The sequence below is a fragment of the Achromobacter sp. CSND-B12 genome (genome assembly GCF_052906545.1).
Window position 1 is genome coordinate 4,149,928 of sequence record NZ_JBREGJ010000001.1, and the last position, 25,179, is coordinate 4,175,106.

The following is a 25,179-nucleotide window of genomic DNA, read 5'->3' on the forward strand; positions in this document are numbered from 1 at the left end:
ATGGCCGAACCGTTGATTTCGCTGTCCGGCGTCCGGCGCGAATTCCCCGCTGGCGAGCAGACCATCGCCGTTCTCAAGGACATCAACCTGACCATCGAGGCCGGGGAAATGGTGGCCATCGTCGGCGCGTCCGGTTCGGGCAAGTCGACCCTGATGAACATCCTGGGCTGCCTGGACCGCGCCACCAGCGGCGACTACCGCGTCAGCGGCCGCAGCACGGGCGAACTGGATCCGGACGAACTGGCCGAATTGCGGCGCGAGCATTTCGGCTTCATCTTCCAGCGCTACCACCTGCTGTCCGACCTGACGGCGCAGGGCAACGTCGAAGTGCCGGCCGTCTACGCCGGCAAGCGCCGCGAGGCCCGGCTGGAACGCGCCGCCGACCTGCTCGAGCGCCTGGGGCTGGGCGAACGCACCGGCCACCGCCCGGGCCAACTGTCCGGCGGCCAGCAGCAGCGCGTGAGCATCGCCCGCGCGCTGATGAATGGCGGCGACATCATCCTGGCCGACGAGCCGACCGGCGCGCTGGACACGCACACCGGCCAGGAAGTGCTGCGCATCCTGGAGGAACTGAACGCCGCCGGCCACACCATCATCCTGGTCACCCACGACATGAACGTGGCGCGGCACGCGCAGCGCATCATCGAGATCAGCGACGGCGAGATCGTCTCGGACCGGCGCAACCCCGACGCGCCGCGCATCGAGGTCGTGCGCGAGGAGGCGGCGCCGCTGCCGCCGCGGCCGGCCTGGCAGGCCTACCTGGACCGCTGCGGCGAGGCGTTGCGCATGGCGCTGCTGGCCATGAACGCGCACCGCCTGCGCACCTCGCTGACCATGCTGGGCATCATCATCGGCATCGCCGCCGTGGTGTCGGTGGTGGCGCTGGGCGAGGGCTCGCGCCAGAAGATCCTGGAAGACATCAGCGAGATCGGCACCAATACCGTCGAAGTGTTTCCCGGCAAGGACTTCGGCGACGAAAAGGCCCTGACCATCCGCACCCTGGTGCCGGCCGATGCCGAGGCCCTGTCACGCGAGTCCTACGTGGACAGCGTCACGCCCGAGGTTTCCACCAGCAACACGCTGCGCTATCGCAACGTGGCGGTGAATGGCTCGATCCAGGGCGTGGGCGAGCAGTACTTCCGGGTGCGCGCGGTCAAGCTGGCGCAAGGCAAGTTCTTCGACGCCACCAGCGTGGCGCGGCGCGCCCAGGAAGTGGTGATCGACGAGAGCACCCGCAAGACCCTGTTCGGTTCGCACACCGACCCGATCGGTCAGGTGGTGTTCCTGGGGTCGATGCCGGCGCGGGTGATCGGCGTCACCAAGAAGAACGACACGGTGTTCGGCAACAACGAAACCTTGAACGTGTGGATTCCCTACACCACGGCGCTGTCGCGCGTGCTGGGGCAGCAGCACCTCAAAAGCATCACCGTGCGCGTCAACGACGCCGCGCCGCCGGCGGCGGCCGAGCAGGCCATCACCAAGGTGCTGCTGCGGCGCCACGTGGTGAAGGATTTCTTCGTGTTCAACACCGACGCGATCCGCAAGACCATCGAGCGCACCACGGCCACCATGACGCTGCTGGTATCGCTGATCGCGCTGATCTCGCTGATGGTGGGCGGTATCGGCGTCATGAACATCATGCTGGTGTCGGTGACCGAGCGTACCCGTGAGATCGGCGTGCGCATGGCGGTGGGCGCGCGGCGCAGCGACATCATGCAGCAGTTCCTGATCGAAGCCGTGCTGGTCTGCCTGATCGGCGGCGCCGTGGGCATCGCGCTGTCGCTGGGCCTGGGCGTGCTGGTCTCGAAAGCGACCGGCGGCTCCTTCCGCATGATCTATTCCACCGCGTCGATGGTGGCGGCATTCACCTGCTCGACCCTGATCGGTGTGCTGTTTGGTTATCTCCCGGCGCGCAACGCGGCGCGCCTGGATCCCGTCGAGGCCCTGGCCCGGGAATGAGAACGATGAAAGCTGTTTCCCTGATCCGCAAACCCGCCGCCCTGGCCCTGGCGCTGGCCCTGACCGGCTGCGGCGGCCTGCTCAAGAGCGAATACGAAACGCCGCGGACGCAGTCTCCGGCCGCCTGGCGCCACGGCGCGGGCGCCGACGCGCCCGCCAACGCGCTGGCCGCTGGCGGCGCCTGGTGGCGCAATTTCAACGACCCGGTGCTGGACGGCCTGGTCGATGGCGCGCTGGCGCGCAACAACGACCTGGCCGCCGCCGCCATCCGCGTGCGCCGCGCGCAATTGCAGGCCGGGCTGGCGCAGGACCAACTGATCCCGCAACTGTCCGGCACCGGCAACGTGACGCGCGCGCGCAACCTGCGCGGCGAACGCGAAATCACGCGCACCAACAGCGCCGAACTGTCGATCGGCTACGAGGTCGACCTGTGGGGCAAGCTGTCGCGCCAGCTCGACGCCGCCGAGTGGGAAGCGCTCGCCAGCGAGCAGGACCGCCAAAGCTCCGCGCTGTCGCTGGTGGGCACCACCGCCACGCTGTATTGGCAGACGGCCTTCATCAACCAGCGCATCGCCAGCAGCCTGGAGAGCATCGCCTACGCCCGCAAGACGCAGGAACTGGTGCGCGCGCAATATGCCGCCGGCGGCGCCTCGGCGCTGGAAGTGGCCGAGGCCGAGCAGACCGTGGCCAGCCAGCAGGCGGCGCATGCGCTGCTGGTGCAGCAGCGCGTGGAATACGTGAACGCGCTGGCGATCCTGTTCGACGGTCCGCCCGACCGCGTCATGGCCGACCCGCAACGCCTGCCGCAGTACCCGCTGCCGCAGGCGCGCGAAGGCGTGCCGGCCGAACTGCTGGGCCGCCGTCCCGACCTGCGCGCCGCCGAACTGCGCCTGCGGGAGTCGCTGTCGAACATCGACGCGGCCCGCGCCAGTTTCTACCCGACGCTGAACCTGACCGGCGCGCTGGGCAGCTCCAGCCCGACGCTGTCGAATGTGCTGCAGAACCCCGTGGGCACGCTGACGGGGGCGCTGACGCTGCCGTTCCTGCAATTCAACCGCCTGAACCTGAACCTGAAGGTCTCGCGCGCGGATTTCGACGAACGGGTGGTGAGCTTCCGGCAGGCCTTGTACCAGGCGATGGCGGATGTGGAAAACGCGTTGTCGAACCGGACGCAGTTGCGCCTGCAGGCGGAGCAGTTGGACGCCTCGCTGAAGGCGGCGCGCGAGGCGGAGCGCCTGTACGAGGTGCGCTACCGAGCCGGTTCGGTCTCGTTGCGGTTCTGGCTGGATGCGCAAGAGAAACGGCGCGCAGCCGAGATCGCGCGGGACGAGAATGCCCTGAATCGGTTGGTGAATCAGGTGAAGGTCTATCAGGCGCTGGGAGGGGACGATGCCGTCGTCATGGCCGGTGCTGCTGGCGCGGTGGACGGCCGATGAGCGGATCGCGCCCATAGCGCGTTGAAAAAGCCCCGGCGTCGGCGCGCGATATCGCCGGCGCCAGCGCTGAAATCCGATCGCGTTCGACCCTCCGGGCAGCGTCAACTTCGATATTGGCTCGGACAGTTCGCAAGCTGACCCGCAGCGCTTCGGCCTGTTCCCGAATCGTCGCCTATGCCGTCAGATTCGGACGGTTTCACCTGATGCAATAGAAGACGGAAAGCAGCGTCAGCCGACGCTGAATCATGAAGGCCGTCGCTACAATCTATTGACCGCGCAATACCCCGCCAGACTGATCACGTTCACCGCAACGTACGATCACCGTCACCGAAATACTCAGAATGAACTTGCGACTGCTGAAGTACTTCGCTGTGTTGGCCGACGAGTTGAACTATCGCCGCGCCGCCGAACGGCTGCATATTGAAATCTCGCCGTTATCTCGGGCGATTCAATCGCTGGAAACCACCTTGGGAGTGTCTCTTTTTGTGCGGTCCAACCGGGGCACCCTGCTCACGCCGGAGGGGGAGGCGCTACGGGAACACATCCCGGCCATATTCAGTGCAATCGGCCATGCACGCGACAGCGTCCTAGGCGTGGCCGTTGGCAATCGCGGCGCGCTACATATTGCCCTGTCAGAAGGAATGAACCCGACGCGACTGGCCACGTTGATGGCCGGTTGCCGCGCGGACGAGCCGCGCGTGGTCATCCATTTTTCGGAGGTGCCGTTCGCCCAGCAGCTCGCAGGCCTGGACCAAGGCCTTTACGACCTGGGTTTCGCGCCATCCGACCACGTGGGCCGCGGCATCGTGGCTGAACGAGCCTGGCAAGACCCGATCCATGTGGTCCTCCCCACCGGCCACCCGCTGCTGGCGATGGAAGTGATTCCCTTGAGCGAGGTTCTCAGGCATCCCCTGGTACTTGGCGATCCCAAGTATTGCGAGGGATGCCGCCAGCAAATCGACCGCTTGATCAGTAAGGGTTCGGCCCAACCTCTCGTGGCGGCGCAGGTGCAGTCGACCTATCTCATGCTTTCGATGGTGGCCGCTGGCGTCGGCCTCGCACTGGTGGGCGCTTCCCAGGCCCTTTCAAACTGGGAACTCGGCATCCTCAGCCGCCCGCTGGCCGAGCCGGCGGCGTTGACGACTTGGCTCCTGCGCTCAACCCGTGTCGCGCGCCAGAGCGTGACGCGCTTCGTTGAGCGGGTGATTGCCATGCGCGAAGACACCTCTCCACCTTCCCGCGCGCGGTAAACGGCCACTATCGGCGCGTGAGCCCGGCTCGATCACATCCCCACGTTACCTTTTGGGCCTATCACGTTGCCCATAAGGCAACGTGATAGGCCTTTCGCCGTTCTAGATTGAAAGATCCAATTCCCTGTCTTTGTGGCGCTTTTGGAAAAGAAGTCAGGGGTGTCAATTGCTGGAATCAATCAGGAGCTGCTTGTGCAAGTATCCAATTCAACGCTGTCAGGTCCGAGCGGCCCGCTCGGTTTCAACTATTCGTCGACGCGGTTCACTACGGACGCGAATGGGGAAGCCCGCTTCACCGAAGTCATGGGTTCTGCGAAGCAAAAATATATCGAAAGCCTCCCCGCATCGAAGGCCGTGACCCTGTCTGATAAGGCGGTGGCGCTGTCAAGCCAGGAGACCGAAGATGAGGATGCAGATCTCAGCTTGTTGGCGTGCTGGACACCGGCTGAGCTGGCGCGGTTCACCAGGAACTATACGGAAAGCGAGCGGCTCGAGGAACTGGATATTATGGTTTTTAACAGTCAATATTCACCGGGGTGCGATTGCAGTGAGCTCACTGAAGATGGTGGTCAGATTTACTATGCGACCACGAAGATTCCGGTTACCCCAGAAAGTGAAATTGTCGACAGGCGGCAGTCAGATACGTTCGTTGCGCAGTTGAAATCGATGTATAAGGCCGAAAGGAACAAAGGCAGCTCAGCGCTGGATATCTACAAGAAGATCGGAAAATTGATTCTGTCCCAACCGGATGATTTTGCTTATAGGTTCGGATTCAGTGTCACGTTTCGCGAGAGGGTGGAGTCCATGCAATTGGGGGGACGTGCTAACCCGGTCGAACGGCAGCGCGGTGATTTTTCTACCCTTAGTCACGCCGCTTCAGACGAATCGAATGTCGCGATGTTGAAAAAAATGAAAGATGGGTTTTCGCACAACACGCTGCAACAGAAAGTACATGATATGGAGCGAGACAGGCAGCATCAGTTGATGGACCTGTTGTATGGGAAAGTGAACCATAAGTCGAAACCCACAGGTCGCCAGGCGTAAATCAGGTTTCTCCGAAAAATGCGCATGTCGCATTTTCGGAAAGGCGTCGGCATATTGGATTCGCCGGGCCTAATAAAGATGGTCAGACAGAACCCCGCTAGGCGTAGCGCTTCGTGGGGATCGGGCTGACCATAGCTTTTTATGGCTAGGGGCAAAACCATATTTTTCTGACCGATACGGTAACGCGTGTTCCCAAAATAGCAATAAACGACGCCGTTGCTGCGTTCAAATTGATGTGCAGGTTGTCAACCTGTCCACCCCGTATGTTGTCAAGCTGAAAGCAAGTCATCTAAGGGGGGGCATCAATCGCTGATTGATGCGTAGTTTCATACCTAGCCCTGGAGAGATGTCATGAAAACCCCATTGCTGCGTGCATTGGTTATTACTTCGCTTTTTTTCTCCGGCAGCGCGTTTGCCGGTGATTATGTGTGGTCCACCTATAAGAGTGGCGACTATGTGTCGAGAAGAGGAGGAACCGCCACGGTTGTGTATCAACCCAGCAATTTCCTTGTTTCGCCGGTGGGGAAAACAATCAAGGGTGTGCAAGTTCAGCTTCAGGATAGTAGCCAGGCAAGCGTATCTATGCAGGTTTGCTATAACGGTCCGTTTGATTGCATTCCTTTATCCAACAACGGGCAGATATCGCAGTATTTTAATGGCAAACTCGCCGATAAGCCTTTCCATGTGAAATATACTGGAACAGGGCTTGGGCCATATCCTCGCTATATCCTTGCCACGATGGTGGTTTATTACAACGACTGAGAAAACAGCAATGGATGGCGATTTGTTTTCGATTTGAAAATAAATTGCCATCCGAAATATATAAGCTGATTCTGGACATCGTGACCGATGCAGAGCAAAGAGGCGTCGTCGGGCCATCCGCTCGTTCAAATCACACATGTCAGCCATGCCTATCGCATGAGCAGCCAATCCGTATCCGTGCTACGGGACGCGACGCTCGAAATCCATCCTGGCGAAACCTGCACGCTGCTTGGAGCGTCCGGTTCCGGCAAGAGCACCTTGCTCAATATCCTGGGCTTGCTCGACCGGCTTTCGGCGGACCGGTTCCTACCTGGGAAACCCCGCTAGGGGGCAACTCCCGGCAACAGAAAAACCTCATCAGGTTGACTAGCCATTGCCGGGCGAATTGCTCCCATGTGTGCAGTGAGTACCGCCTTCGGGTGGGGTGCCCGTACGTTACCTTTTCGGTCTGGCGCGTTTCTTATAAGGCAACGTCAAGGGCCACTCGCCGTTCTAGATTGAAAGATCCAATTCCTTGCCCTTGCGCCCATTTGGAGAACAGCCAATGGCATCAATGGCTTGAATCAATCAGGAGCTACTTGTGCAAGTATCCAATTCAACGCTGTCAGGTCCGAGCGGCCCGCTCGGATTCAACTATTCGTCCACGCGGTTCACTACGGACGCGAATGGGGAGGCCCGCTTCACCGAAGTCATGGGTTCTGCGAAGCAAAAATATATCGAAAGCCCCCCCGCATCGAAGGCCGTGACCCTGTCTGATAAGGCGGTGGCGCTGTCAAATAAGGAGTCGGAAGATAAGGATGCAGACCTCAGCTTGTTGACGGCCTGGACACCTGAAGAGTTGGCTCGCTTTGCTAACAACTATACCGAGGAGGAACGGTATCAACGGCTCGAGACTTGGGCTTTCTTCGGCGATGGGGCCGCATGTGACTGCAGCGACGCAATTTATGGGGGGCCGGATTACTACGCGACTACGAGAATTCCGATCACTCCTGAAAGTAAAATGATCGATAAACGACAAGCCGATGCGTGCAATGCCGAATTGAAAGCCATGTATGCCGCCGAGAAGGCAAAGGGCAGTTCAGCAATGGATATCTATAAAAAAATGGGGCATGTGATTTTGTCTCAGCCGAACGATTTCGCCTACAGATTCGGATTGAGTGTCAAGTATCGTGAAGCGGTAGAGTCAATGGATCCGTGGGGAGGTCACGGGAATCCGTTCGTTAATGGTATTACGTCCATCACGTATGTCCCACCAGATGAATCAGACGCTGGGACGCCTACGCAGACAAAGGATGAAATTTCCCGAAGCGTGTTGCAGCACAAAGTGCATGCTATGGAACGGGACAGGCAATACCTGCTGATGGATTTGCTTTATGGAAAATTGGGTCATACGTCGAAGGCATCCAATCGCTCGGTATAGATTATTAATTTCAGAGTGGCACGCTCTTATGTGCCTTTCCGAAAAAAACCCGATGCGTTCCGTCGGGTTTTTTTATGATCGTGACTCAATCTGATTTTTCTCTTTGATGTAGCGACGGTCCGCTAAGCAATGATGGGATTTTTCATGGTCTGACCAATTCGGTCGCGCGTGTTCCAAAAATAACAATATGCAATCCCATTGTGGTGCTCAAATTGAGTTGCAGGTTATCAACCTGTCGTCCTGTATGTTGATCGGGCCTCGCCAGCAAAAGCCGGGGAAGTTCAGCATCAGCCGATGATCGATACGAAGTTCACTTTTTTTTGGAAGAGATTTTATGAAGAATGGATTGCTGAATGCGTTGATGGCTGCTTCGCTGCTGTTCTCCGGCAGCGCATTCGCCGGGGATTATGTTTGGTCCGCTGATAATGGTAGCGACTCCGTGTCAAGGAAGGGGGCGACAACAATTGTTATGTATCGGCCGGCTAATTTTCTCGTCTCACCCTCGGGTAAAAAAATAAAGGGTGTGCAAGTGCAGCTTCGAGATAGCGCCCAGGCGGATGTATCGATGCAGGTTTGCTACGGTAATACAGTTAATTGCCTTCCGATATCCTACGATGGGAGGATTTACCAATATTTTGTTGGCAGTCCTGCCGATAATACGTTCTATGTCAAATATACCGGTACGGGTGCCGGGCCGTACCCCAGGTACATAATTTCCTCGATGGTGGTGTATTACAACGACTAAGCAAGTTCCGATCGATAGTGGGTCATTGCCGGTTTGGCTATAACCTGCTATCGAATACATTTGAATCGATTTGGACCTTTTGACTGATGCGGCTTGCAAGATGCTGCACCATCCGCTCATTCACGTCACACATGTCAGCCATGCCTATCGCATGAGCAGCCAATCCGTATCCGTGCTACGGGACGTGACGCTCGGGATCCATCCTGGCGAAACCTGCGCGCTGCTTGGGGCGTCCGGTTCCGGCAAGAGCACCTTGCTCAATATCCTGGGCTTGCTCGACCGGCCGTCGGCCGGCCAGTTCCTGTTTCGCGGAAGCGACATGCTGGCTATGGACGAGAACGCCCGCGCCTGGGTTCGCAATCGAGAGATCGGGTTTGTTTTTCAGTCCTTCAACCTGTTGCCCCGTATGAACGCCCTCGATAACGTTGCCTTGCCACTGTTCTATCGTGGTATCCCGCGAGCGCCGGCGCGGGCCACGGCCATGGATTGGCTTCGTCAAGTTGGATTGGCCGATCGCGGCGGGCATCTCCCTGCCGATCTCTCCGGCGGGCAGCGCCAGCGGGTCGCCATTGCCCGCGCCTTGGTCGGCAATCCCTCCGTCATTCTTGCGGACGAACCGACCGGTAATCTGGATCAAGCTTCAGCCGAGAGCATCATGGCCTTGCTCATGGGGCTGAATCGCGAGCGGGCGGTCACGATCGTGATGGTGACGCATGATGCCAACCTGGCTGGCCGCTTCTCGCGCCAGCTTCATGTGCGCGACGGTGTATTGCATGAACCCTGCCACTGCGATGAAAGGCGTTGATTTCCGGTGTTCCAGTGCATGGGCGGTCCATCGCTGACGCAAACTGCGCTGCAAGCGGCTGACAGCCTGCGCCAGATGGGTCGCAGGGCCTTGTTGGCTTTGCTCGGCATCGTGGTCGGCAGCACCGCCATCATCGCGCTCCTGAACATCGGGCATAGCGCCGCCGAACAGGTGATGCGCATGTTCAAGGACATGGGTACGGACGTCCTGGTGGTGACTTTCCCGGTGACGGGCGCCAAGCCGCGCGCGCTGCCCCGCACGCTGGATGCCGGCGCGTTGGCGCAAGCCGTGCCGGGCATCCGCCATGCGGCGCCCCTGTCGGTCTACAACGTGCCGCTGCGTTTCCCGGGGCGTACGATGGTTCCCAGGATCGTAGGCACGACGCCGGATCTTGCCGCCGCGATGAATCTGCGCATGGATCGCGGCCGTTTCCTGTCGCCGTTCGATCGTCATGCCACGTTTGCCGTCGTGGGTGCGGAAATCGCGCGTGAACTGGGCAGTCCGGCGCATCCGCTCGCCCTGGGTGCCTCGCTGCAAATTGGCGGCTACTTCTATCAGGTCATCGGCGTCGCGCGCAGCATGAAGGGGAATCCGCTGATTCCGGTCGATGCGGACCGATCGGTGATCGTTCCCATTGAAGGGCTGCACCGATTGTTTCCCAAGCCTGAACTCGGCGCCATCCTGGCCAAGGCGACGCCTATGGCCGACCTTGTGGAAACGGCCAGCGCGCTGCGCGAGTATGTCGGCACGCAGGTGCCCGGCAGGGAGGTCCAGGTGGATATTCCCCGGCAGTTGATCGACGGTCTCGAGCGCCAATCCCGAACCTTTTCATATCTGCTCGCGGGGCTGGGCGCGATCTCATTGCTGGTGGGCGGCGTGGGCGTGATGAACGTGATGCTGATGAGTGTCTCCGAAAGGCGGCGCGAGATCGGCGTTCGCCTGGCGCTCGGGGCGACCCGGCGCGACATCCGCCTGTTGTTCCTCGCCGAGGCGGGTCTGTTGGCCATGGTGGGCGCGGCGCTGGGCGCAGTGTGCGGCGTTGGCGCGGCCTACGCTTTTGCGCGTTTCTCCGGTTGGGATTTCGTGCTGGCGCCCGCGTCCTTGCCCTTGGGGATGGGCACGGCGCTGCTGACGGGCTTGTTCTTCGGTTGGTATCCGGCCGTCGCGGCTTCGCGGCTGGAGCCTGTCCAGGCCTTGCGCGATGCGTAGTGCGGCGCGGATGCTCATCGTGGCGCTTGGGTTGGCGGCGCTGTCACCCGTGGCACGCGCGGGTGATGAGCCGTTGCCGTCTCGCCCGACCATGCCGTATCAGGCGCCGGCCGTGTTGGGCGAAGGCGTCGTCGATCTGACCTTGACCGATGCCGTCTTTCTCGGGTTGCGCGCCAATCGCGGCATACGGAGCGCCTACCTGACCCGCGTGGCGCAGAAGTTCGACCTGCGCGTGGCCGAGGATTTCTTTTCGCCCAAGCTTCTCGTTACCGGGCAGATCACCGGCAACCGCAATCAGGACGATCGTTCGCGGCAGGGGGTGCTTTCGCCCGCGGCAACGATGGTGGGGGAATTCGGCACGCGTTTCAGCCTGGGTTGGACCAGCCAATTGAGCAAGGCCAACCGGGCGGGCGGGTTCCGGGACGACGGCGTCACGCTCGCGATCATCCAACCCTTGCTGCGCGGCGCGGGCCGCGAGGTGGCAACCGCGCCCTTGCGCATGGCGCGCTTGATCGAGCAAAGCAATCGGCTGGCCTTGCAGGATTCGGTTTCCCAGACCGTCACGCAGATCGTCCAGGCCTACTGGCAATTGATGCGGGCGCAAGAGCAAGTCACCCTCGCCAAGGCGGCGTTGCAGCGTTCCCAAGCGCTTCTGGAGATCAACCAGGCGCTGATCGCCGCCGGACGCATGGCGCGGGTCGACCTGGTGCAGACGGAGGCCGATGTGGCCGCCCAGGAATTCAATGTCGAGAATGCCGATAACGATCTCAACGCCAGCCGATTGGTGTTGCTGCAACTGCTGGCCCTGGATCTGCGCAGCCGGATCCGGGCCAGCGACACGCCCGGGAAAAAGCCCTCGACGCTCGGCGTGCAGGATGCGCAGCGCATCGCGTTGACGCACCAACCGCGCTATTTGCAGCAGGTGATCGCCCGGGAACAGGCCGATATCAATCTTGTGGTCGCGCGCGACAACCGCCTGTGGGATGTTTCCCTGATGGGCGGCGCCAGCCAGGGGCGAACGAGGCGGTCGAGCCGTGCGGACGCGGTGTCCGATCGCCATTGGGACGGGTATGTGGGTGTCCAGGTCCAGATACCGATCGGGGACCTGAGCGCACGACAGGCTGAAGTCCATGCAAAAGCCGACGCGGACAACCAGGCGCTGCTGCTCGAAGACGCCGAACAGCAGTTGGCGCTGGACGTGAACAACGCGGTGCGGGAACTGGCCTCGCGATGGCGCCAGTACGAAATCGCGGGGCGCGTCCGCGATCTTTCACGCAAGAAGCTCGAGATCGAACACCAGAAACTGCAGGCAGGACGATCGAGCAATTTTCAGGTGCTGGCCTTTGAAACCGATCTACGCGGGGCGGAGAACGCCCGACTCAATGCCTTGATCGGCTATCTGGATGCACAGGCGCAGCTGGACCTGAAGCTTGGCATGACATTGCAAAGTTGGGGTATCTCGCTGAATGACTAAGCTCTCTGCCTATAAATCCGGCCTGATGGCGGCGGGCGTGGCCCTGCTTGCCGTCGCGGCGATCGCCTTTGCATGGCATCGGCCGTCTGGCGGCAGGGCGCAAGATAAACCCTCGCTCTGGACATTGGTTTCTCCTCGGCCGGTCGAGATTCGTCTGGGCGTGGCGGGAAAGATCGTTTCGGCGCAGATCGTCACAATCACGGCGCCTTTCGATGGCAATATCAAGTCGCTTGAGGTGTCGGAAGGGCAGCGGGTGGAGGCGGGCCAGCGCCTGCTCGAGATGGATGTGACCCAACTCGACATACAGCGACGCCAGGCGCTGAGCGAACAGATCAAGGCGCGCAAGGTCCTGAGCGACATCGATCACTGGGAGTCGGGCCCTGACGTCGCCCGCGCTCGTCAAACCCTGTCGAGCGCGCGTCTCAGCGTGAGCGACACGCATCAGAAGCTGGTTGAGACCAGGCAGCTCTATGAGCGCGGAATCGTGCCCCGCATGGAGCTGGATGCTTTGATCCAGCAGGAAAAGATGCAATCCCTGTCGGTGGCCTCGGCAGAGGCGGAACTCGCCAACGCCCGGGAACGCGGCAAGGGGCAAGCGCGGCAACTCGCGGAAATGGAACTGGCCAATGCCACGGCCAGGCTCAATGCGCTGGCCGATGAGGCCTCGGGCGGGGTGGTGGCGCCGTTTTCCGGCGTTGTGGTCCGAGTTCCGGGCAACGTCGATGGCAGGCAGGATGCCGCGGGAGCGCCATTGCAGGCGGGTACGAAGGTAGGGCAGGGCCAGGGGCTCTTGGCCATCGCCAACGTCGCGCGGGTCCATGTCGTGGCCAAGGTCGACGAGACGGATCTGAATCAGCTGCGTCCAGGCCAGCCGGTGGAAATACGTGGCGAAGGATTCAGGGACCTGGCGCTTTCCGGCGAATTGAAATCGATCGGGGTGCAGGGACTCGAAGGAGACTCGCAGGCGGGCACGATGTATCCGGTAGTGATTGCATTGCCGCCGCTGACGGCGGCGCAACAGGCGGTGGTGCGGCTGGGAATGACGGCGAGCGCCTCGATCGTGATATTTCATGATGAGCAGGCGATGGTGGTGCCGGCCACGGCGATTCGTACTGACGCGGGAAAGAGCCTTGTCCGGTTTCGCGAATCGGCAAGCTCCCCCGAGCGGTCGGTCGTGGTCTCGGCCGGGCCGGCCACGCCGGACGGGGTGGTCGTGACGGGCCTTGCACCGGGTCATGTCCGGGATGAATGGCAACCTTCGCCCTGAAAAGACACGGGGGGATCGCCCGACGCGCGCCCATATAAAATACCCCCATGACCGCTCCAGAAGAAAAAGCCGACATCGCCCGCCGCTTCGGCAGCCTGTCCCGCCTCTACGGCCCCGACGCTCCCGCCCGCCTCCAGAACGCCCACATCGCCGTCGCCGGCCTGGGTGGCGTAGGCTCGTGGACGGTGGAAGCGCTGGCCCGCTGCGGCGTCGGCGCCCTGACGCTGATCGACCTGGACCACATCGCCGAATCCAACGTCAACCGGCAGATCCATGCGCTCACGGAAACCCTGGGGCAGTCCAAGGTGGATGCCATGGCCGAACGTATCCTGGCCATCAATCCCGAATGTCGCCTGACCCGTGTGGACGATTTCGTTTCTCCGGAAAACGTCGCGCAAGTGCTGCCCGGCCCCTACAGCGCCATCATCGACTGCACCGACCAGGCCGCGGCCAAGATCGCCATGATCCTGCATGCGCGGGCGCTGGGGATTCCGATGCTGCTGTGCGGCGGCGCCGGCGGCAAGACCGATCCGCTGGCGTTGCGCGCCGGCGACCTGTCGGCCGCGGTCAATGACGCCTTGCTGTCCAAGCTGCGCAACAAGCTGCGGCGCGAACACGGGTTGCCGCGCGCATCGGACAAGAATGGCAAGGCGCTTAAGCGCATTCCAAAAATGGGCATCCACGCGCTGTGGTTCGACCAGCCTGCCATCCTGCCCGATGAATGGACGCGGCAGGCCGAAGCCGAGGACGATATGGGCGTTTCGGCGCAGGCCGTGGCGCCGCAGGGGTTGTCCTGCGCCGGCTATGGCTCGGTGGTCACCGTGACCGCGGCCATGGGCATGGCGGCCGCCAACGAGGCCTTGCGGCTGGCGTTGCAAGGCTAGCTGGGCGGCGACGGCCCGTCACGGAACGCCGCCGCGCCCGGGTCACAGCGCCACGAACACCACGCCGTCCTCGATCCTGACCGGATAGGTCGCCAGGTTGTCGCGCAGCGGCGAACAGAGCGCGCGGCCGTCGCGCACGTCGAAGCGGCCCTGGTGCAGCGGGCACTCGATCTCGTGGCCCGTCAGGAAGCCGTCGCACAGGCGCGCATTGCCGTGCGTACAGAGGTTGTCGGTGGCGTAGACGTTGCCTTCCACGCCGTACAGCGCGATCTCGCGGTCGCCCGCCTGCACGGCGATCACGTCTTCGTCCGGCACGTCGGCCAGCGCGATGGCCTTGATCCAGTTCGTACTCATGTCTTGGTGTCCTGGTCAGATGGGGTAGATCAGCGAATTCGGGATCAGCTCGCTGTCGAAGATGCACAGCCGCGACTCGAACTTCAGCCCGCCGGGCGTCTGCCGGATCACGTCCAGGTAGCGGCCGACGTTGTAGACCGTGGTCAGCTGGTTCGGCTTGGTGCGGAACACCGCGTAGTTGGCTTCCGATTCGATGCGGTCGCCCTGCACCGACAGCACGCGCGGCGCGCCGACCACGTGGCGCTGGTAGTAGGGGTCGTGGAAGATGGTGTCGGTGGCGCCGTAGATGCGGTCCTTGAGCATGCCGCGGCTCTCGAACGACATGGTCGCCAGCGGGTAGCCGCGCTCGTGGTTCTCGCGCGGCAGCACCTTGTAGACGCAGTCCTCCAGGAAGAAGTCGGGCCATTGCTCCCACTGTTCGGCGTCGAGCGCGGCGGCGTAGTCGGCGTACAGCCGGGTCAGCTGGTAGTAGAGGGGGAAGTCCAGCATGTTCACGCCTCCGCTTCCATCACGCGGCGCCAGTAGGCGTACATCCCGCGGATCAGGGTTTCGGTCACCATGTGGTCGGTGTTCTCGGCGGTCTTGCCGCCCAGTTCGGCCACGCTGCGGTGCCAGGGCTTCTGCGCGAAGCCCGATTGCGAGAATTCGATGACCTCGCCATCGTCCGCCGAGACGAAGCCGGCCGGGCCGAACAGGTTTGCCTGGCGCAGGCGGCGCTGTGTCATCTCGGGGGTGTCGTCGGCGAAGCCGAAGTGGGTCCAGACGAAGTCGAAGGCGTCGTGGCCGACCGGCTGGATGTGGCGCGTGGACAGCGAGTTGACCTGCTGCTGGATGATGACGCTGGGGAACAGCGTCATCAGCACGGCGGTGGGGCCGTTCCACCAGGGTTCCGGCACGATGTCCAGGAAGCGGTCATCGTTCAGCGTCATCTGTTCCTTGAAGCTGGACACGCCGCTGGTGACGCTGCCCTTGCCGCCCTGGCCGCGGGTCGAGATCATGGCCGCGTGGCGGAAATGGCGGTCCATCTTCAGTTCCGAGCGGTTGTCGGCGCGCCACAGGCCGAAGGTGACGAACCAGGTGTGAAGCAGGCCGGGGTGGTACGGGTCCTTGATGTTCTCCTGCATCAGCTTCCAGTTGCCCGGGATGCGCTGGCGGCTGTAGCCGTGGATGACCAGTTGGCGGCCGTCGAAGACGCGGTCGAAGTAGTGAAGGATGTCCGGGCCCAGGTAGTCTTCCAGCGGCTCGACGTCGTGGTCGAACGAGGCGAACACCACGCCGTTGCGGCAGGCCACGGCCAGCTTGGTCAGGCCGTGCTCTTCCGGCTTGAAGTCGGGCGGCATGCCGCCGTTGACGCGGCCGTCCTGCTTGACGCCGCGGCGGAATGGCACGCCGATCAGATTGCCCTGCAGGTCGTAGTTCCACTGGTGGTAGGGGCAGACGAACTCGCTGCGGTTGCCGGAGCGTTCGCGGCAGAACTGCACGCCGCGATGGGCGCAGACGTTCTCCACCACGCGCACCTGTCCGTCGTTGTCGCGCAGCAGGATGACGGAACGCTCGCCCACGGCGGTGCGCTTGAAGTCGCCGGGATTGGGGATTTCCGCTTCCAGGCCGACGTAGCTCCAGTGGCCGCGATAGAAGAAACGCTCAAGCTCGCGCTGGTGCAGGGCGGCGTCTGTGTAGACGCCGAAGGGAATGCGGTGGCTGCCGTCGCCCTGCCAGGGCGGCACGAACGACAGCGGCTGTTCGCGGGCGGCGCTGGCGGGGCAGGCAGAGTTGGCGGCGGCGCCGGCGATCGAGTCCGGCGCGCTATCCAGGGGAGCGTTCATCGGCGGCCTCCGGCGAGGCGGCCGCGCCTACAGGGCGTGACGGGAGGATGGCGCATGGTTGTCTCCTTCATCCATCGGGGCCTGCGCGACATCGGCGCGGGCGTTTGTTGCATCATCGGCCAGGGTGTGAAATAAATAAATAGAATCTGGATGATGACAACAATCACCAAAATAAATATTGGTGGAGACAAGCATGAACCTCCAAGACATGGACTTGAACCTGCTGGTCGTGTTCAACGAGCTGTGCAAGCACGGCCGGGTGTCGGCGGTGGCGCAGAACCTGGGCATTTCGCAGCCGGGGGTCAGCAACGCGCTGGGGCGGTTGCGCAAACTGCTGGGCGACGAGCTGTTCCTGCGCACCTCGCGCGGCATGGTGCCCACGCCCTATGCCGAGGCGCTGGCGCAGCCGATCGCCGACGCGCTGGCGGCGCTGCACGGCACGCTCAATGCGCGCGCCAGCTTCGATCCTGCGCGCAGCGAGCGCGCCTTCGTCATCGGCGTCAACGACGTCGGCGAGACCTACTTCCTGCCGCGCCTGATGCGGGCGCTGGATGATGCCGCGCCCGGCGTCACCATCCGCACGGTGCGCACCACCTCGATCGACGTGAAGGATGAGATGGAGCGCGGCCGCATCGACCTGGCGATGGGTTTCCTGCCGGGCCTGAAGCACGGTTTCTTCCAGCGCCGGCTGTTCCGCCAGCCCTACGTGTGCATCTTTCGCGAGGATCATCCGCTGGCGCGCACCGGCGTGTCGGCGCGGCAGTTCCGCGCCGCCGAGCATGTCGCCATCGTGTCGGAGGGCACCGGCCACGGGGTGGTGGACCAGGTGATCGAGCAGGCCGGCATCCGCCGGCGTCTGCGCCTGACGGTGCCGCACTTCATGGCGGTGGGGCCGGTGCTGCAGGCCACCGACATGATCGCGGTGGTGCCGAGGCGCTTCGCCGATTGCGCCTGCAAGCCCTTCGGCCTGGCCACCGCGCCCTGTCCGGTGAAGATCCCCGAGTCCGTCATCAACGTGTTCTGGCACGCCCGCAACCACCGGGAGCCCGCCAACCAGTGGCTGCGGCAGGTGGTGGTGGAGCAGTTCGCGGATTAGGGGACCGCGTACTCACCGCCCGGCGCGGCGGGATTCAGGTTTCGCGCAGCGTGACCTTGAACCAGCCGCGCAGGGCGTTGGACAGCCGGATCTCGTCGGCGGCGTGCAGGTCGGCCAGGGTCAGCACGCGTTCGCTGACGTTGCCGGTATCGAGCAGTTCGGCGCGCTGCACGCCGGGCAGGCAGCCGCTGTCGACCGGCGGCGTGTACCAGTCGCCATCCAGGCGCAGGTAGACGTTGCTGCGGCTGCCTTCGCACAGCTCGCCGCGTTCGTTCAGGTAGACCAGGTCGAAGATGTGCGGATGGGCCGGCAGCCATTCGATGGTCTTGGTGTACCAGGGCCGGTAGGTGGTCTTGTAGCGCAGCAGCGGCTCGGACGAGCGCAGCGCCTCGGGCGCCAGCATGATTTCCTGCGCCGCCGGCAACGGCGGCAGCACGGCGGTCTGGATGTGGCGGCTGCCGTCGCGCGCCACCAACAGGCGCAGGCGGTGCGCGCCCGGGGTGTTCAGGCTGAGCGCGGCGATCATGATGTCGCTTTGCACCGCGTTGCCGCCCCAGGTGTAGCCCAGCGCCTTGCAGGAATGCTCCAGGCGATGCAGGTGGCGCGCCAGCAGCGGCACGCGGCGCTCGGCGTCGACCAGGATGGTCTCGATCAGTTCGGGTTGCATGCGGGCTCCTGGTAAACGGCGGGCGAAGGAGGGCGGGGCCGGGGTCTATCCTACCCCGCGGCCACGGATTGCGCACTCAGGCGCGCAGGATGCGGGCCTTCCAGTGGCATTCCTGCCATTCCTCGGCCGGATCGGAGTCGTGCACGATGCCGCCGCCGACGCTGTAGACGCCATGGCCGGCCGCATCCAGCACCAGCGTGCGGATCGCCACGTTGAGCGAGAAGTCGCCGTCCGGCGCCAGCCAGCCGATGCTGCCGCAATACAGACCGCGCGGCGCGGCCTCCATTTGCCGGATGCGGCGCATGGCGGCGACCTTGGGCGCGCCGGTGATGGAGCCGCACGGGAACAGCGCGCGCAGCACGTCTTCGAGCGTGGCGCGCGGCGCCTGCGCCGACACGGTCGAGGTCATGGTCCAGACGGTGGGATAGCGCTCCAGCGAGAACAGCGCCTCGACCTTGACCGAACCGGGCTCGGCCAGCCGGCCCAGGTCGTTGCGCAGCAGGTCGACGATCATCAGGTTCTCGGCGCGGTTCTTGTCGCTGGCCAGCAGCGCCTGGCCCAGGCGCTGGTCCTCGGCCGGGTCGGGGTGGCGCGGCGCCGTGCCCTTCATCGGCCGGGTGGTCAGTTGCGCGCCGCGGCGGGTCACGAACAGTTCGGGCGAGAACGACAGCACCGTGCGCGCGCCGTCCTCGATATAGGCGCCGTGCGCCACCGGATTGCGGGCGGCGATGCGGCGGTACAGCGTGGCGGCGTTGCCCTGGTACTGCACGTCGAGCGGCTGGGTGTAGTTGACCTGGTACAGCTCGCCGGCGCCGATCAGTTCGCGGATGGCGTCGATCTGGCGCACGTAGCCGGCCTCGGTCATGCGCGGCGCGGGGATGCTGAGGGCGCCCGGCGCGCTGTCGGCCGCTGGCGCGTCCCACGGGGCTTCGTCGATCTTGCGTTCGAATACCAGGGCCGTCAGGCGCGCCCGGCCGTCGTCGCGCGGCGGCGTCCAGGGCCCGGCGGGCGCGGGCAGGGTGGCTTCCGGCAGCAGCCATTCGCCCAGTTCGTAGTCCAGCAGCAGGGCGACCCAGTGTCCGCGCTGGCGCGCCGCGTCGATGGCGGCCAGCGCGGGGCCGACCTCGGCCGCCGTGCGCGCCTCGATGCGGGCCAGGAAGCCGTCCAGTCGCAGGGCGCGGCCGGCCAGCCGGTCTTCAAAACGACAATGCATGACGCTCTTTACTGTTGTGCCAGGAACTCCGTCAGCACCCGGCCCGTGTGGGAGTGATCGCGCAAGGTCATGACGTGTTCCGGCGACCCCTGCGCCACCAGCTTGCCGCCGCCGGTGCCGCCCTCGGGGCCCAGGTCCAGCAGCCAGTCGGCCTCGGCGATGACGTCGAGATTATGCTCGATCACCACCACCGTATTGCCGGCTTCCACCAGGCGGTGCAGCACGTGGATCAGCTTTTCCACGTCGGCCATCGACAGGCCCACGGTCGGCTCGTCCAGCACGTACAGCGTGTGCGGGATGCGCGAGGCGCGGCCGGTCTTGATCAGGCCGTCGGTCAGGCGGGCCTTGGACAGCTCGGTCACCAGCTTGATGCGCTGCGCCTCGCCGCCGGATAGCGTCGGCGACGGCTGGCCCAGCGTCAGGTAGCCCAGGCCGACGTCCTGCATCAGTTGCAGCGGGCGATGGATCTTGGGATGGGCGGCGAAGTATTCGATGGCGTCATCGACTTCCATGGCCAGCAGCTCGCCGGCGTTCTTGCCGCGCATCTGCACGCTCAGCGTGTCGCTGTTGAAGCGCGCGCCGTTGCAGGCGTCGCACGGCACCTTGACGTCGGGCAGGAAGTTCATTTCGATGGTGCGCATGCCCTGGCCTTCGCAGATCGGGCAGCGGCCGTCGCCGGTGTTGAAGGAGAAGCGCGCCGAGGTCCAGCCGCGCATGCGCGCTTCGCGGGTGTCGGCGAACTGCTTGCGCACGTCGTCCCAGAAACCGACGTAGGTGGCCGGGCACGAGCGCGGCGTCTTGCCGATCGGGGTCTGGTCCACTTCCAGCACGCGGTCGATCGCTTCCCAGCCCTTGATGCTTTCGCAGCCGGCCCAGCCGGGCGCCTTGCCCTGCGAGACGGCCTGCATCAGGTTGTCCAGCAGCACTTCGCGCGCCAGCGTCGATTTGCCGGAACCGGACACGCCGGTGACCACGCTCAGGCGGCCGACCGGGATCTTGGCGTCGACGCTGCGCAGGTTGTGCAGGCGCGCGCCCTTGATCTCGATCATGGGGGTGTCGGCCTCGACCGGACGGCGGCCTTGCAGCGGGTGCTGCAGCGGCTTGGCCAGGTAGCGGCCGGTGACGGATTCGGGCGCGTCGATCAGGTCCTGCGCGCTGCCCTGCGCCACCACGCGGCCGCCGCGGATGCCGGCGCCGGGGCCGATGTCGATGATGTGCGAGGCGCGGCGGATGGTGTCGTCGTCATGCTCGACCACCACCAGCGTGTTGCCGTTGCCTTCCAGGCGCGCCAGCGCGTCCAGCAGGATGCGGTTGTCGCGCGGGTGCAGGCCGATGGTGGGCTCGTCCAGCACGTAGCAGACGCCCTGCAGGTTCGAACCCAACTGCGCCGCCAGGCGGATGCGCTGCGCCTCGCCGCCCGACAGGGTGGGGGCGGCGCGGTCCAGCGCCAGGTAGTTCAGGCCGACTTCCTGCATGAAGTTCAGGCGCCCGCGGATCTCGGTGAGGATGTCGCGGGCGATCTCGCCTTCGCGGCCGCGCGCCACCAACCCGGTGAAGAAGGTGTGCGCGTCCGACACCGGAAGCGAGGCCAGCTCGGCGATCGACTTGTCGCGCCAGCGCACGGCGCGCGCGACTCGGTTCAGGCGTTGGCCGTCGCACTGCGTGCAGACCTTGGCCTCGCCTTCGTACCAGGCGTTCCAGGCGGTTTCCTCGCCGGTCTGTTCTTCGTCGAAGCCCTGCAGTTGCAGGCCGGTGCCGAAGCAGCCGGTGCACCAGCCATGCTTGGAGTTGTACGAGAACAGGCGCGGATCGGGCTCGGGAAAGCTGGTGCCGCACGAGGGGCAGGCGCGCTTGACCGAGAAGTGCTGCTGCTGCAGTTCGCTGTTCAGCGCCTCGTGCAGCTTGTCCACCGGCCACACCACCGACATCACGCCCTGGCCGTTTTCCAGCGCGCTCTTGACCGCGGCGCGCAGGTCGGCCTCGTTGGCCGGGTCGACCACCACGTCGGCCACGGGCAGTTCGATGGTGTGTTCCTTGTAGCGGTCCAGGCGCGGCCACGGCGCCACCGGGATGAATTCGCCGTCGACCCGCAGGTGCGTGTGGCCCTTGGAGCCGGCCCACTTGGCCAGGTCGGTGTAGTAGCCCTTGCGCGCGGTGACCAGCGGCGCCAGCAGGCCGATGTGCTCGCCCTTGCGCTCGCGCAGCAGGCGCGCCACGATCTGGTCGGTGTTCTGCGGTTCGACCGCGACGTTGCAGTCCGGGCAGTACTGCGTGCCCAGCTTCACGTACAGCAGCCGCAGGAAGTGGTGGATCTCGGTCATCGTGGCCACGGTCGACTTGCGGCCGCCGCGGCTGGTGCGCTGCTCGATGGCCACGGTGGGCGGGATGCCGAAGATGGCGTCCACATCCGGCTTGCCGGCAGGCTGCACGATGGCGCGGGCGTAGGCGTTGAGCGATTCGAGATAGCGGCGCTGGCCTTCGTTGAACAGGATGTCGAAGGCCAGGGTCGACTTGCCCGAGCCGGACACGCCGGTGATCACCGTGAACTTGTCGCGCGGGATCTCGACGCTGACGTTCTTCAGGTTGTGTTCGCGCGCGTTGCGGATCTCGATCGCCATGTTGTCCTGGCGGCGCTTGCGCATGACGGATTGCAGCGGCGTGCCTTCGCCGGCGCCATAGGCGGCGGTCGGCTCGGCGATGCGGGCCGTCAGGCCGGCCTGCTCGGCTTCCTGCGCGTCGATGTCGCTGCTGACCACCACGTCGGCGGGCAGGATGCTGACTTCGTAGTCGCGCAGCGCCGCGCCGGTGTGCGAGGCGGGGTTGGCCATCAGGTCCTGCGGCGTGCCGACGCCGATCACCAGGCCGCCGGCGTCGCCGCCTTCGGGGCCCAGGTCGATCAGCCAGTCGGCCGCGCGGATCACGTCCAGGTTGTGCTCGATGACCAGCAGCGTGTGGCCCGCGGCCAGCAGCTTGCGGAAGGCGCGCATCAGGCGCGCGACGTCATCGAAGTGCAGGCCGGTGGTGGGTTCGTCGAACAGGAACAGGCTGCCCTTCTTGGCGACTTTGGCGGTGGAGATGCCGCTGCGCGCCGCTTCGGCCAGGTGACCGGCCAGCTTCAGGCGCTGCGCCTCGCCGCCCGACAGGGTCGGCACCGGCTGGCCCAGCCGCACGTATTCCAGGCCGACGTCGGCCAGCGGCGCCAGGCCCGTCTGCACGTCGCGCAGACCCTTGAAGAACTCCAGCGCCTCGCTCACGGTCATTTCCAGCACCTCGTCGATCGAGGCGCTCTTGCCCAGGTGCTCGACGCGCACTTCCAGCACTTCAGGGCGGAAGCGCTTGCCGTCGCAATCGGGGCAGCGCAGGTAGACGTCGGACAGGAACTGCATCTCGACGTGTTCGAAGCCGGTGCCGCCGCAGGTTGGGCAGCGGCCGTCGCCGCCGTTGAAGCTGAAGGTGCCGGCGGTGTAGGCGCGTTCCCGCGCCAGCGGCGCCTGCGCGAACAGCTTGCGGATCGCGTCGAACGCGCCCACGTAGCTGGCCGGGTTGGAACGCGCGGTCTTGCCGATCGGGGTCTGGTCGACCATGACGACGTCGGCGATCTGCTCGGCGCCCAGCAGGCGCTCGAAGGCGCCCGGCGCTTCCGACGGCTTGCCCTTCTGCTTGAGCAGGGCGGGGAACAGCACGTCCTGCACCAGCGTCGACTTGCCCGAGCCGGACACGCCGGTGACGCACACCAGGCGGCCCAGCGGCAGTTCGACCGAGACATTCTTGAGGTTGTGCGCGCTGACGCCTTCGAGCAGCAGGCGCGGCGTGTTGGCCGCCACCGGCATGGGGCGCGGCGCTTCGACGCGCTGGCGTCCGCCGAGATAGTCCCCGGTCAGCGTGCGGGCGGCGCGCAACTGCGCCGGCGTGCCGTCGAACACGATCTGGCCGCCGCGTTCGCCGGGGCCGGGGCCGATGTCGATGATGCGGTCGGCGGCCACCATGACCTGCGGGTCGTGCTCCACCACCACCAGCGTATTGCCGGCGTTGCGCAGCCGGTGCATGACCTCGACCACGCGGTGCATGTCGCGCGGGTGCAGGCCGATGGACGGCTCGTCCAGCACGAACAGCGTGTTCACCAGCGAGGTGCCGAGCGCGGTGGTCAGGTTGATGCGCTGCACCTCGCCGCCGGACAGCGTGCGGCTCTGGCGGTCCAGCGTCAGGTAGCCCAGGCCGACGTCGCACAGGAATTTCAGGCGCGCGCGCACCTCGGTCATGAGCAGGTCGGTGGCGGCGTCGAGCGCGCCTTCGAACGACAGCTTGTCGAAGAACGCGCGCACCCGTTCGATGGGCAGCAGCATCACGTCATGGATCGACAGGCCGTCCAGCTTGTCGAGCTGCTCGCGGCTCCAGTTGGCGCCGACCGGCATGAAGCGCTTGTAGCGGCCGTCTTCCGGCGGCAGCACGCTGTCGGCCTCGGCCTTGGTGCCCAGGCGCCACAGCAGCGCATCGGGCTTGAGGCGCGCGCCGTTGCAGGTGGGGCAGGGGGTGTAGCTGCGGTACTTGGACAGCAGCACGCGCACGTGCATCTTGTACGACTTGGTCTCGAGCCAGTCGAAGAAACGCTGCACGCCGTACCACTGGTGCTTCCAGGCGTCGTTGCCGCCCTTCCAGTCGGGCGTGCCGTACAGCACCCAGCGCTTGTGCTCCTCGCTCATGCTCTTCCACGGCACGCCCAGCGGGATGCCGGCGCGCGGCGCGTACTTCTGCAGATCGTCCTGGCATTCCTTGTACGAGGGCGTGGTCCAGGGCTTGATGGCGCCTTCCAGCAGGGTCTTGTTTTCGTCGGGGATGACCAGGCCGAAGTCGATGCCGATCACGCGGCCGAAGCCGCGGCAGGCCTCGCAGGCGCCCAGCGGCGAGTTGAACGAGAAGCTGCTGGGCAGCGGGTCGGTGTATTCGATGTTGCAGTCGGCGCAGTGCAGGCGGTCGCTGTACTTCCAGATGTGCGCGTCGGCGCCCTCGGCGTCCATGACGTACACGGCCAGGTGGCCGGCGCCCATGCGCAATGCCGTATCCAGCGCTTCCATCACGCGTTCGCGTTCGGTGCCGGCGAAGCGGAAGCGATCCTGGATGACGTGCAGGATGCGGCGTTCCTCGGTGGCGGCCTTGGCCTTGCCCTTTTCCTTCTTGGCGCCCTTGGCCGGCGCGGTGGCGTTCGGCACGGCGGTTTCCTCGGCGTGCACGCGGGTATAGCCCTGCTGTTCGAGGAAGCCGCGCACTTCGTCTTCGGTGAAGTTGGCCGGCACGGCGATGGGGAAGGTCACCACCAGCCGCGGATCGCCGGCCGCGGCCGAGCGTTCGGCCAGCGAGCGGTGGATCGATTCCGGCGTGTCACGCTGCACCACCTTGCCACAGCCGCGGCAGTGCAGGCGCGCGCCGCGCGCGAACAGCAGCTTGATGTGGTCATTGAGCTCGGTCATCGTGCCGACCGTGCTGCGCGAACTGCGCACCGGATTGGTCTGGTCGATGGCGATGGCAGGCAGGATGCCTTCGATGCGGTCCACCTGCGGCTTGTCCATGCGGTCCAGGAACTGGCGCGCATAGGGCGAGAAGGTTTCCACGTAGCGGCGCTGGCCCTCGGCGTAGAGGGTGTCGAAGGCCAGCGAACTTTTGCCGGACCCCGACACGCCGGTCACGACCACCAGTTCGCCGGTGGCGATGGTCAGGTCCAGGTTCTTGAGATTGTTCTGGCGGGCGCCAACGATGCGGATTTGGGAGCTCAT

The 25,179-nt window shown here is 64.6% G+C and carries 21 protein-coding genes; 14 read left to right on the forward strand and 7 right to left on the reverse strand.

Annotation, left to right across the window (positions count from 1 at the left end; all coding sequences use genetic code 11):
- The 13 genes from ACUTAG_RS19520 (at position 1) to ACUTAG_RS19580 (ending at position 14,255) form a co-directional block, all read left to right on the forward strand.
- Positions 1–1,959 (forward strand): MacB family efflux pump subunit, encoded by a 1,959-nt coding sequence (locus ACUTAG_RS19520; protein WP_006388929.1) that lies wholly within the window; start codon positions 1–3, stop codon positions 1,957–1,959.
- A 5-nt stretch (positions 1,960–1,964) separates the two neighbouring features.
- Complete coding sequence (locus ACUTAG_RS19525) at positions 1,965–3,395, forward strand: efflux transporter outer membrane subunit (protein WP_148319123.1); 1,431 nt, start codon at positions 1,965–1,967, stop codon at positions 3,393–3,395.
- Positions 3,396–3,736: 341 nt separating this feature from the next.
- Positions 3,737–4,645, forward strand: a complete 909-nt coding sequence (locus ACUTAG_RS19530; protein ID WP_104413914.1) for a LysR family transcriptional regulator — start codon at positions 3,737–3,739, stop codon at positions 4,643–4,645.
- A 192-nt stretch (positions 4,646–4,837) separates the two neighbouring features.
- Positions 4,838–5,689 carry a hypothetical protein gene (locus ACUTAG_RS19535; RefSeq protein WP_446650281.1) on the forward strand — a complete coding sequence of 284 codons (852 nt, stop codon included), beginning with the start codon at positions 4,838–4,840 and terminating at the stop codon, positions 5,687–5,689.
- A gap of 351 nt (positions 5,690–6,040) precedes the next feature.
- On the forward strand, positions 6,041–6,451 hold the full coding sequence (locus tag ACUTAG_RS19540) for a hypothetical protein (protein ID WP_127913772.1): 411 nt from the start codon (positions 6,041–6,043) through the stop codon (positions 6,449–6,451).
- Positions 6,452–6,538: 87 nt separating this feature from the next.
- Complete coding sequence (locus ACUTAG_RS19545) at positions 6,539–6,778, forward strand: ATP-binding cassette domain-containing protein (RefSeq protein ID WP_076472555.1); 240 nt, start codon at positions 6,539–6,541, stop codon at positions 6,776–6,778.
- A 253-nt stretch (positions 6,779–7,031) separates the two neighbouring features.
- Entirely contained in the window at positions 7,032–7,871 is an 840-nt protein-coding gene (locus tag ACUTAG_RS19550) for a hypothetical protein (protein WP_123767394.1), read from the forward strand.
- A gap of 334 nt (positions 7,872–8,205) precedes the next feature.
- Positions 8,206–8,616 carry a hypothetical protein gene (locus tag ACUTAG_RS19555; RefSeq protein WP_127913771.1) on the forward strand — a complete coding sequence of 137 codons (411 nt, stop codon included), beginning with the start codon at positions 8,206–8,208 and terminating at the stop codon, positions 8,614–8,616.
- 70 nt (positions 8,617–8,686) lie between these two features.
- Positions 8,687–9,421, forward strand: a complete 735-nt coding sequence (locus ACUTAG_RS19560; protein WP_227740227.1) for an ABC transporter ATP-binding protein — start codon at positions 8,687–8,689, stop codon at positions 9,419–9,421.
- Positions 9,422–9,439: 18 nt separating this feature from the next.
- The gene (locus ACUTAG_RS19565; protein WP_110135010.1) at positions 9,440–10,630 is read left to right on the forward strand and encodes an ABC transporter permease; all 1,191 of its coding nucleotides are present in this window, start codon (positions 9,440–9,442) and stop codon (positions 10,628–10,630) included.
- A gap of 10 nt (positions 10,631–10,640) precedes the next feature.
- Entirely contained in the window at positions 10,641–12,104 is a 1,464-nt protein-coding gene (locus ACUTAG_RS19570; RefSeq protein WP_233256837.1) for a TolC family protein, read from the forward strand.
- Positions 12,097–13,371 carry an efflux RND transporter periplasmic adaptor subunit gene (locus tag ACUTAG_RS19575; RefSeq protein WP_446650282.1) on the forward strand — a complete coding sequence of 425 codons (1,275 nt, stop codon included), beginning with the start codon at positions 12,097–12,099 and terminating at the stop codon, positions 13,369–13,371. The genes ACUTAG_RS19570 and ACUTAG_RS19575 overlap by 8 nt, the downstream gene beginning before the upstream one ends.
- Positions 13,372–13,418: 47 nt before the next feature.
- The gene (locus ACUTAG_RS19580; RefSeq protein ID WP_446650283.1) at positions 13,419–14,255 is read left to right on the forward strand and encodes a tRNA threonylcarbamoyladenosine dehydratase; all 837 of its coding nucleotides are present in this window, start codon (positions 13,419–13,421) and stop codon (positions 14,253–14,255) included.
- Between the two features lie 42 nt (positions 14,256–14,297).
- Here the strand turns inward: ACUTAG_RS19580 and ACUTAG_RS19585 are convergent, their stop codons facing one another.
- The 4 genes from ACUTAG_RS19585 to ACUTAG_RS19600 are packed head-to-tail and all read right to left on the reverse strand — an operon-like array spanning position 14,298 to position 16,630.
- A complete protein-coding gene (locus ACUTAG_RS19585) occupies positions 14,298–14,609 on the reverse strand; it encodes a non-heme iron oxygenase ferredoxin subunit (RefSeq protein WP_024067829.1) in 312 nt (103 codons plus the stop codon).
- Between the two features lie 15 nt (positions 14,610–14,624).
- On the reverse strand, positions 14,625–15,098 hold the full coding sequence (locus ACUTAG_RS19590) for an aromatic-ring-hydroxylating dioxygenase subunit beta (RefSeq protein WP_446650284.1): 474 nt from the start codon (positions 15,096–15,098) through the stop codon (positions 14,625–14,627).
- A gap of 2 nt (positions 15,099–15,100) precedes the next feature.
- On the reverse strand, positions 15,101–16,435 hold the full coding sequence (locus ACUTAG_RS19595) for an aromatic ring-hydroxylating dioxygenase subunit alpha (RefSeq protein ID WP_262352298.1): 1,335 nt from the start codon (positions 16,433–16,435) through the stop codon (positions 15,101–15,103).
- Positions 16,436–16,462: 27 nt separating this feature from the next.
- Entirely contained in the window at positions 16,463–16,630 is a 168-nt protein-coding gene (locus ACUTAG_RS19600) for a hypothetical protein (RefSeq protein ID WP_187378326.1), read from the reverse strand.
- On the opposite strand from ACUTAG_RS19600, the gene ACUTAG_RS19605 reads away from it, so the two are divergent.
- Positions 16,629–17,531: a LysR family transcriptional regulator gene (locus tag ACUTAG_RS19605; protein WP_006388935.1), complete on the forward strand. Its 903-nt coding sequence runs from the start codon at positions 16,629–16,631 to the stop codon at positions 17,529–17,531. The genes ACUTAG_RS19600 and ACUTAG_RS19605 overlap by 2 nt on opposite strands.
- A 34-nt stretch (positions 17,532–17,565) precedes the next feature.
- On the opposite strand, the gene ACUTAG_RS19610 is transcribed toward ACUTAG_RS19605, so the two are convergent.
- From ACUTAG_RS19610 to uvrA, 3 genes are all read right to left on the reverse strand, one after another.
- Positions 17,566–18,198: an aminotransferase class IV family protein gene (locus ACUTAG_RS19610; RefSeq protein ID WP_006388938.1), complete on the reverse strand. Its 633-nt coding sequence runs from the start codon at positions 18,196–18,198 to the stop codon at positions 17,566–17,568.
- Between the two features lie 76 nt (positions 18,199–18,274).
- Entirely contained in the window at positions 18,275–19,411 is a 1,137-nt protein-coding gene (locus ACUTAG_RS19615; RefSeq protein ID WP_148319107.1) for an aminodeoxychorismate synthase component I, read from the reverse strand.
- An 8-nt stretch (positions 19,412–19,419) separates the two neighbouring features.
- Positions 19,420–25,179: an excinuclease ABC subunit UvrA gene (gene uvrA, locus ACUTAG_RS19620; protein ID WP_020925020.1), complete on the reverse strand. Its 5,760-nt coding sequence runs from the start codon at positions 25,177–25,179 to the stop codon at positions 19,420–19,422.

Excerpts from the sequence above, each read along its gene's own strand:
- ACUTAG_RS19565 (WP_110135010.1), top strand. The coding sequence starts at position 9,440 with ATGGGCGGTCCATCGCTGACGCAAACTGCGCTGCAAGCGGCTGACAGC.
- ACUTAG_RS19585 (WP_024067829.1), bottom strand. The coding sequence starts at position 14,609 with ATGAGTACGAACTGGATCAAGGCCATCGCGCTGGCCGACGTGCCGGAC.
- ACUTAG_RS19610 (WP_006388938.1), bottom strand. The coding sequence starts at position 18,198 with ATGCAACCCGAACTGATCGAGACCATCCTGGTCGACGCCGAGCGCCGC.
- ACUTAG_RS19540 (WP_127913772.1), top strand. The coding sequence starts at position 6,041 with ATGAAAACCCCATTGCTGCGTGCATTGGTTATTACTTCGCTTTTTTTC.
- ACUTAG_RS19520 (WP_006388929.1), top strand. The coding sequence starts at position 1 with ATGGCCGAACCGTTGATTTCGCTGTCCGGCGTCCGGCGCGAATTCCCC.
- ACUTAG_RS19530 (WP_104413914.1), top strand. The coding sequence starts at position 3,737 with ATGAACTTGCGACTGCTGAAGTACTTCGCTGTGTTGGCCGACGAGTTG.
- ACUTAG_RS19590 (WP_446650284.1), bottom strand. The coding sequence starts at position 15,098 with ATGCTGGACTTCCCCCTCTACTACCAGCTGACCCGGCTGTACGCCGAC.
- ACUTAG_RS19555 (WP_127913771.1), top strand. The coding sequence starts at position 8,206 with ATGAAGAATGGATTGCTGAATGCGTTGATGGCTGCTTCGCTGCTGTTC.
- ACUTAG_RS19580 (WP_446650283.1), top strand. The coding sequence starts at position 13,419 with ATGACCGCTCCAGAAGAAAAAGCCGACATCGCCCGCCGCTTCGGCAGC.
- uvrA (WP_020925020.1), bottom strand. The coding sequence starts at position 25,179 with ATGAGCTCCCAAATCCGCATCGTTGGCGCCCGCCAGAACAATCTCAAG.
- ACUTAG_RS19595 (WP_262352298.1), bottom strand. The coding sequence starts at position 16,435 with ATGAACGCTCCCCTGGATAGCGCGCCGGACTCGATCGCCGGCGCCGCC.
- ACUTAG_RS19570 (WP_233256837.1), top strand. The coding sequence starts at position 10,641 with ATGCTCATCGTGGCGCTTGGGTTGGCGGCGCTGTCACCCGTGGCACGC.
- ACUTAG_RS19525 (WP_148319123.1), top strand. The coding sequence starts at position 1,965 with ATGAAAGCTGTTTCCCTGATCCGCAAACCCGCCGCCCTGGCCCTGGCG.
- ACUTAG_RS19615 (WP_148319107.1), bottom strand. The coding sequence starts at position 19,411 with ATGCATTGTCGTTTTGAAGACCGGCTGGCCGGCCGCGCCCTGCGACTG.
- ACUTAG_RS19600 (WP_187378326.1), bottom strand. The coding sequence starts at position 16,630 with ATGCTTGTCTCCACCAATATTTATTTTGGTGATTGTTGTCATCATCCA.
- ACUTAG_RS19545 (WP_076472555.1), top strand. The coding sequence starts at position 6,539 with ATGCAGAGCAAAGAGGCGTCGTCGGGCCATCCGCTCGTTCAAATCACA.
- ACUTAG_RS19575 (WP_446650282.1), top strand. The coding sequence starts at position 12,097 with ATGACTAAGCTCTCTGCCTATAAATCCGGCCTGATGGCGGCGGGCGTG.
- ACUTAG_RS19605 (WP_006388935.1), top strand. The coding sequence starts at position 16,629 with ATGAACCTCCAAGACATGGACTTGAACCTGCTGGTCGTGTTCAACGAG.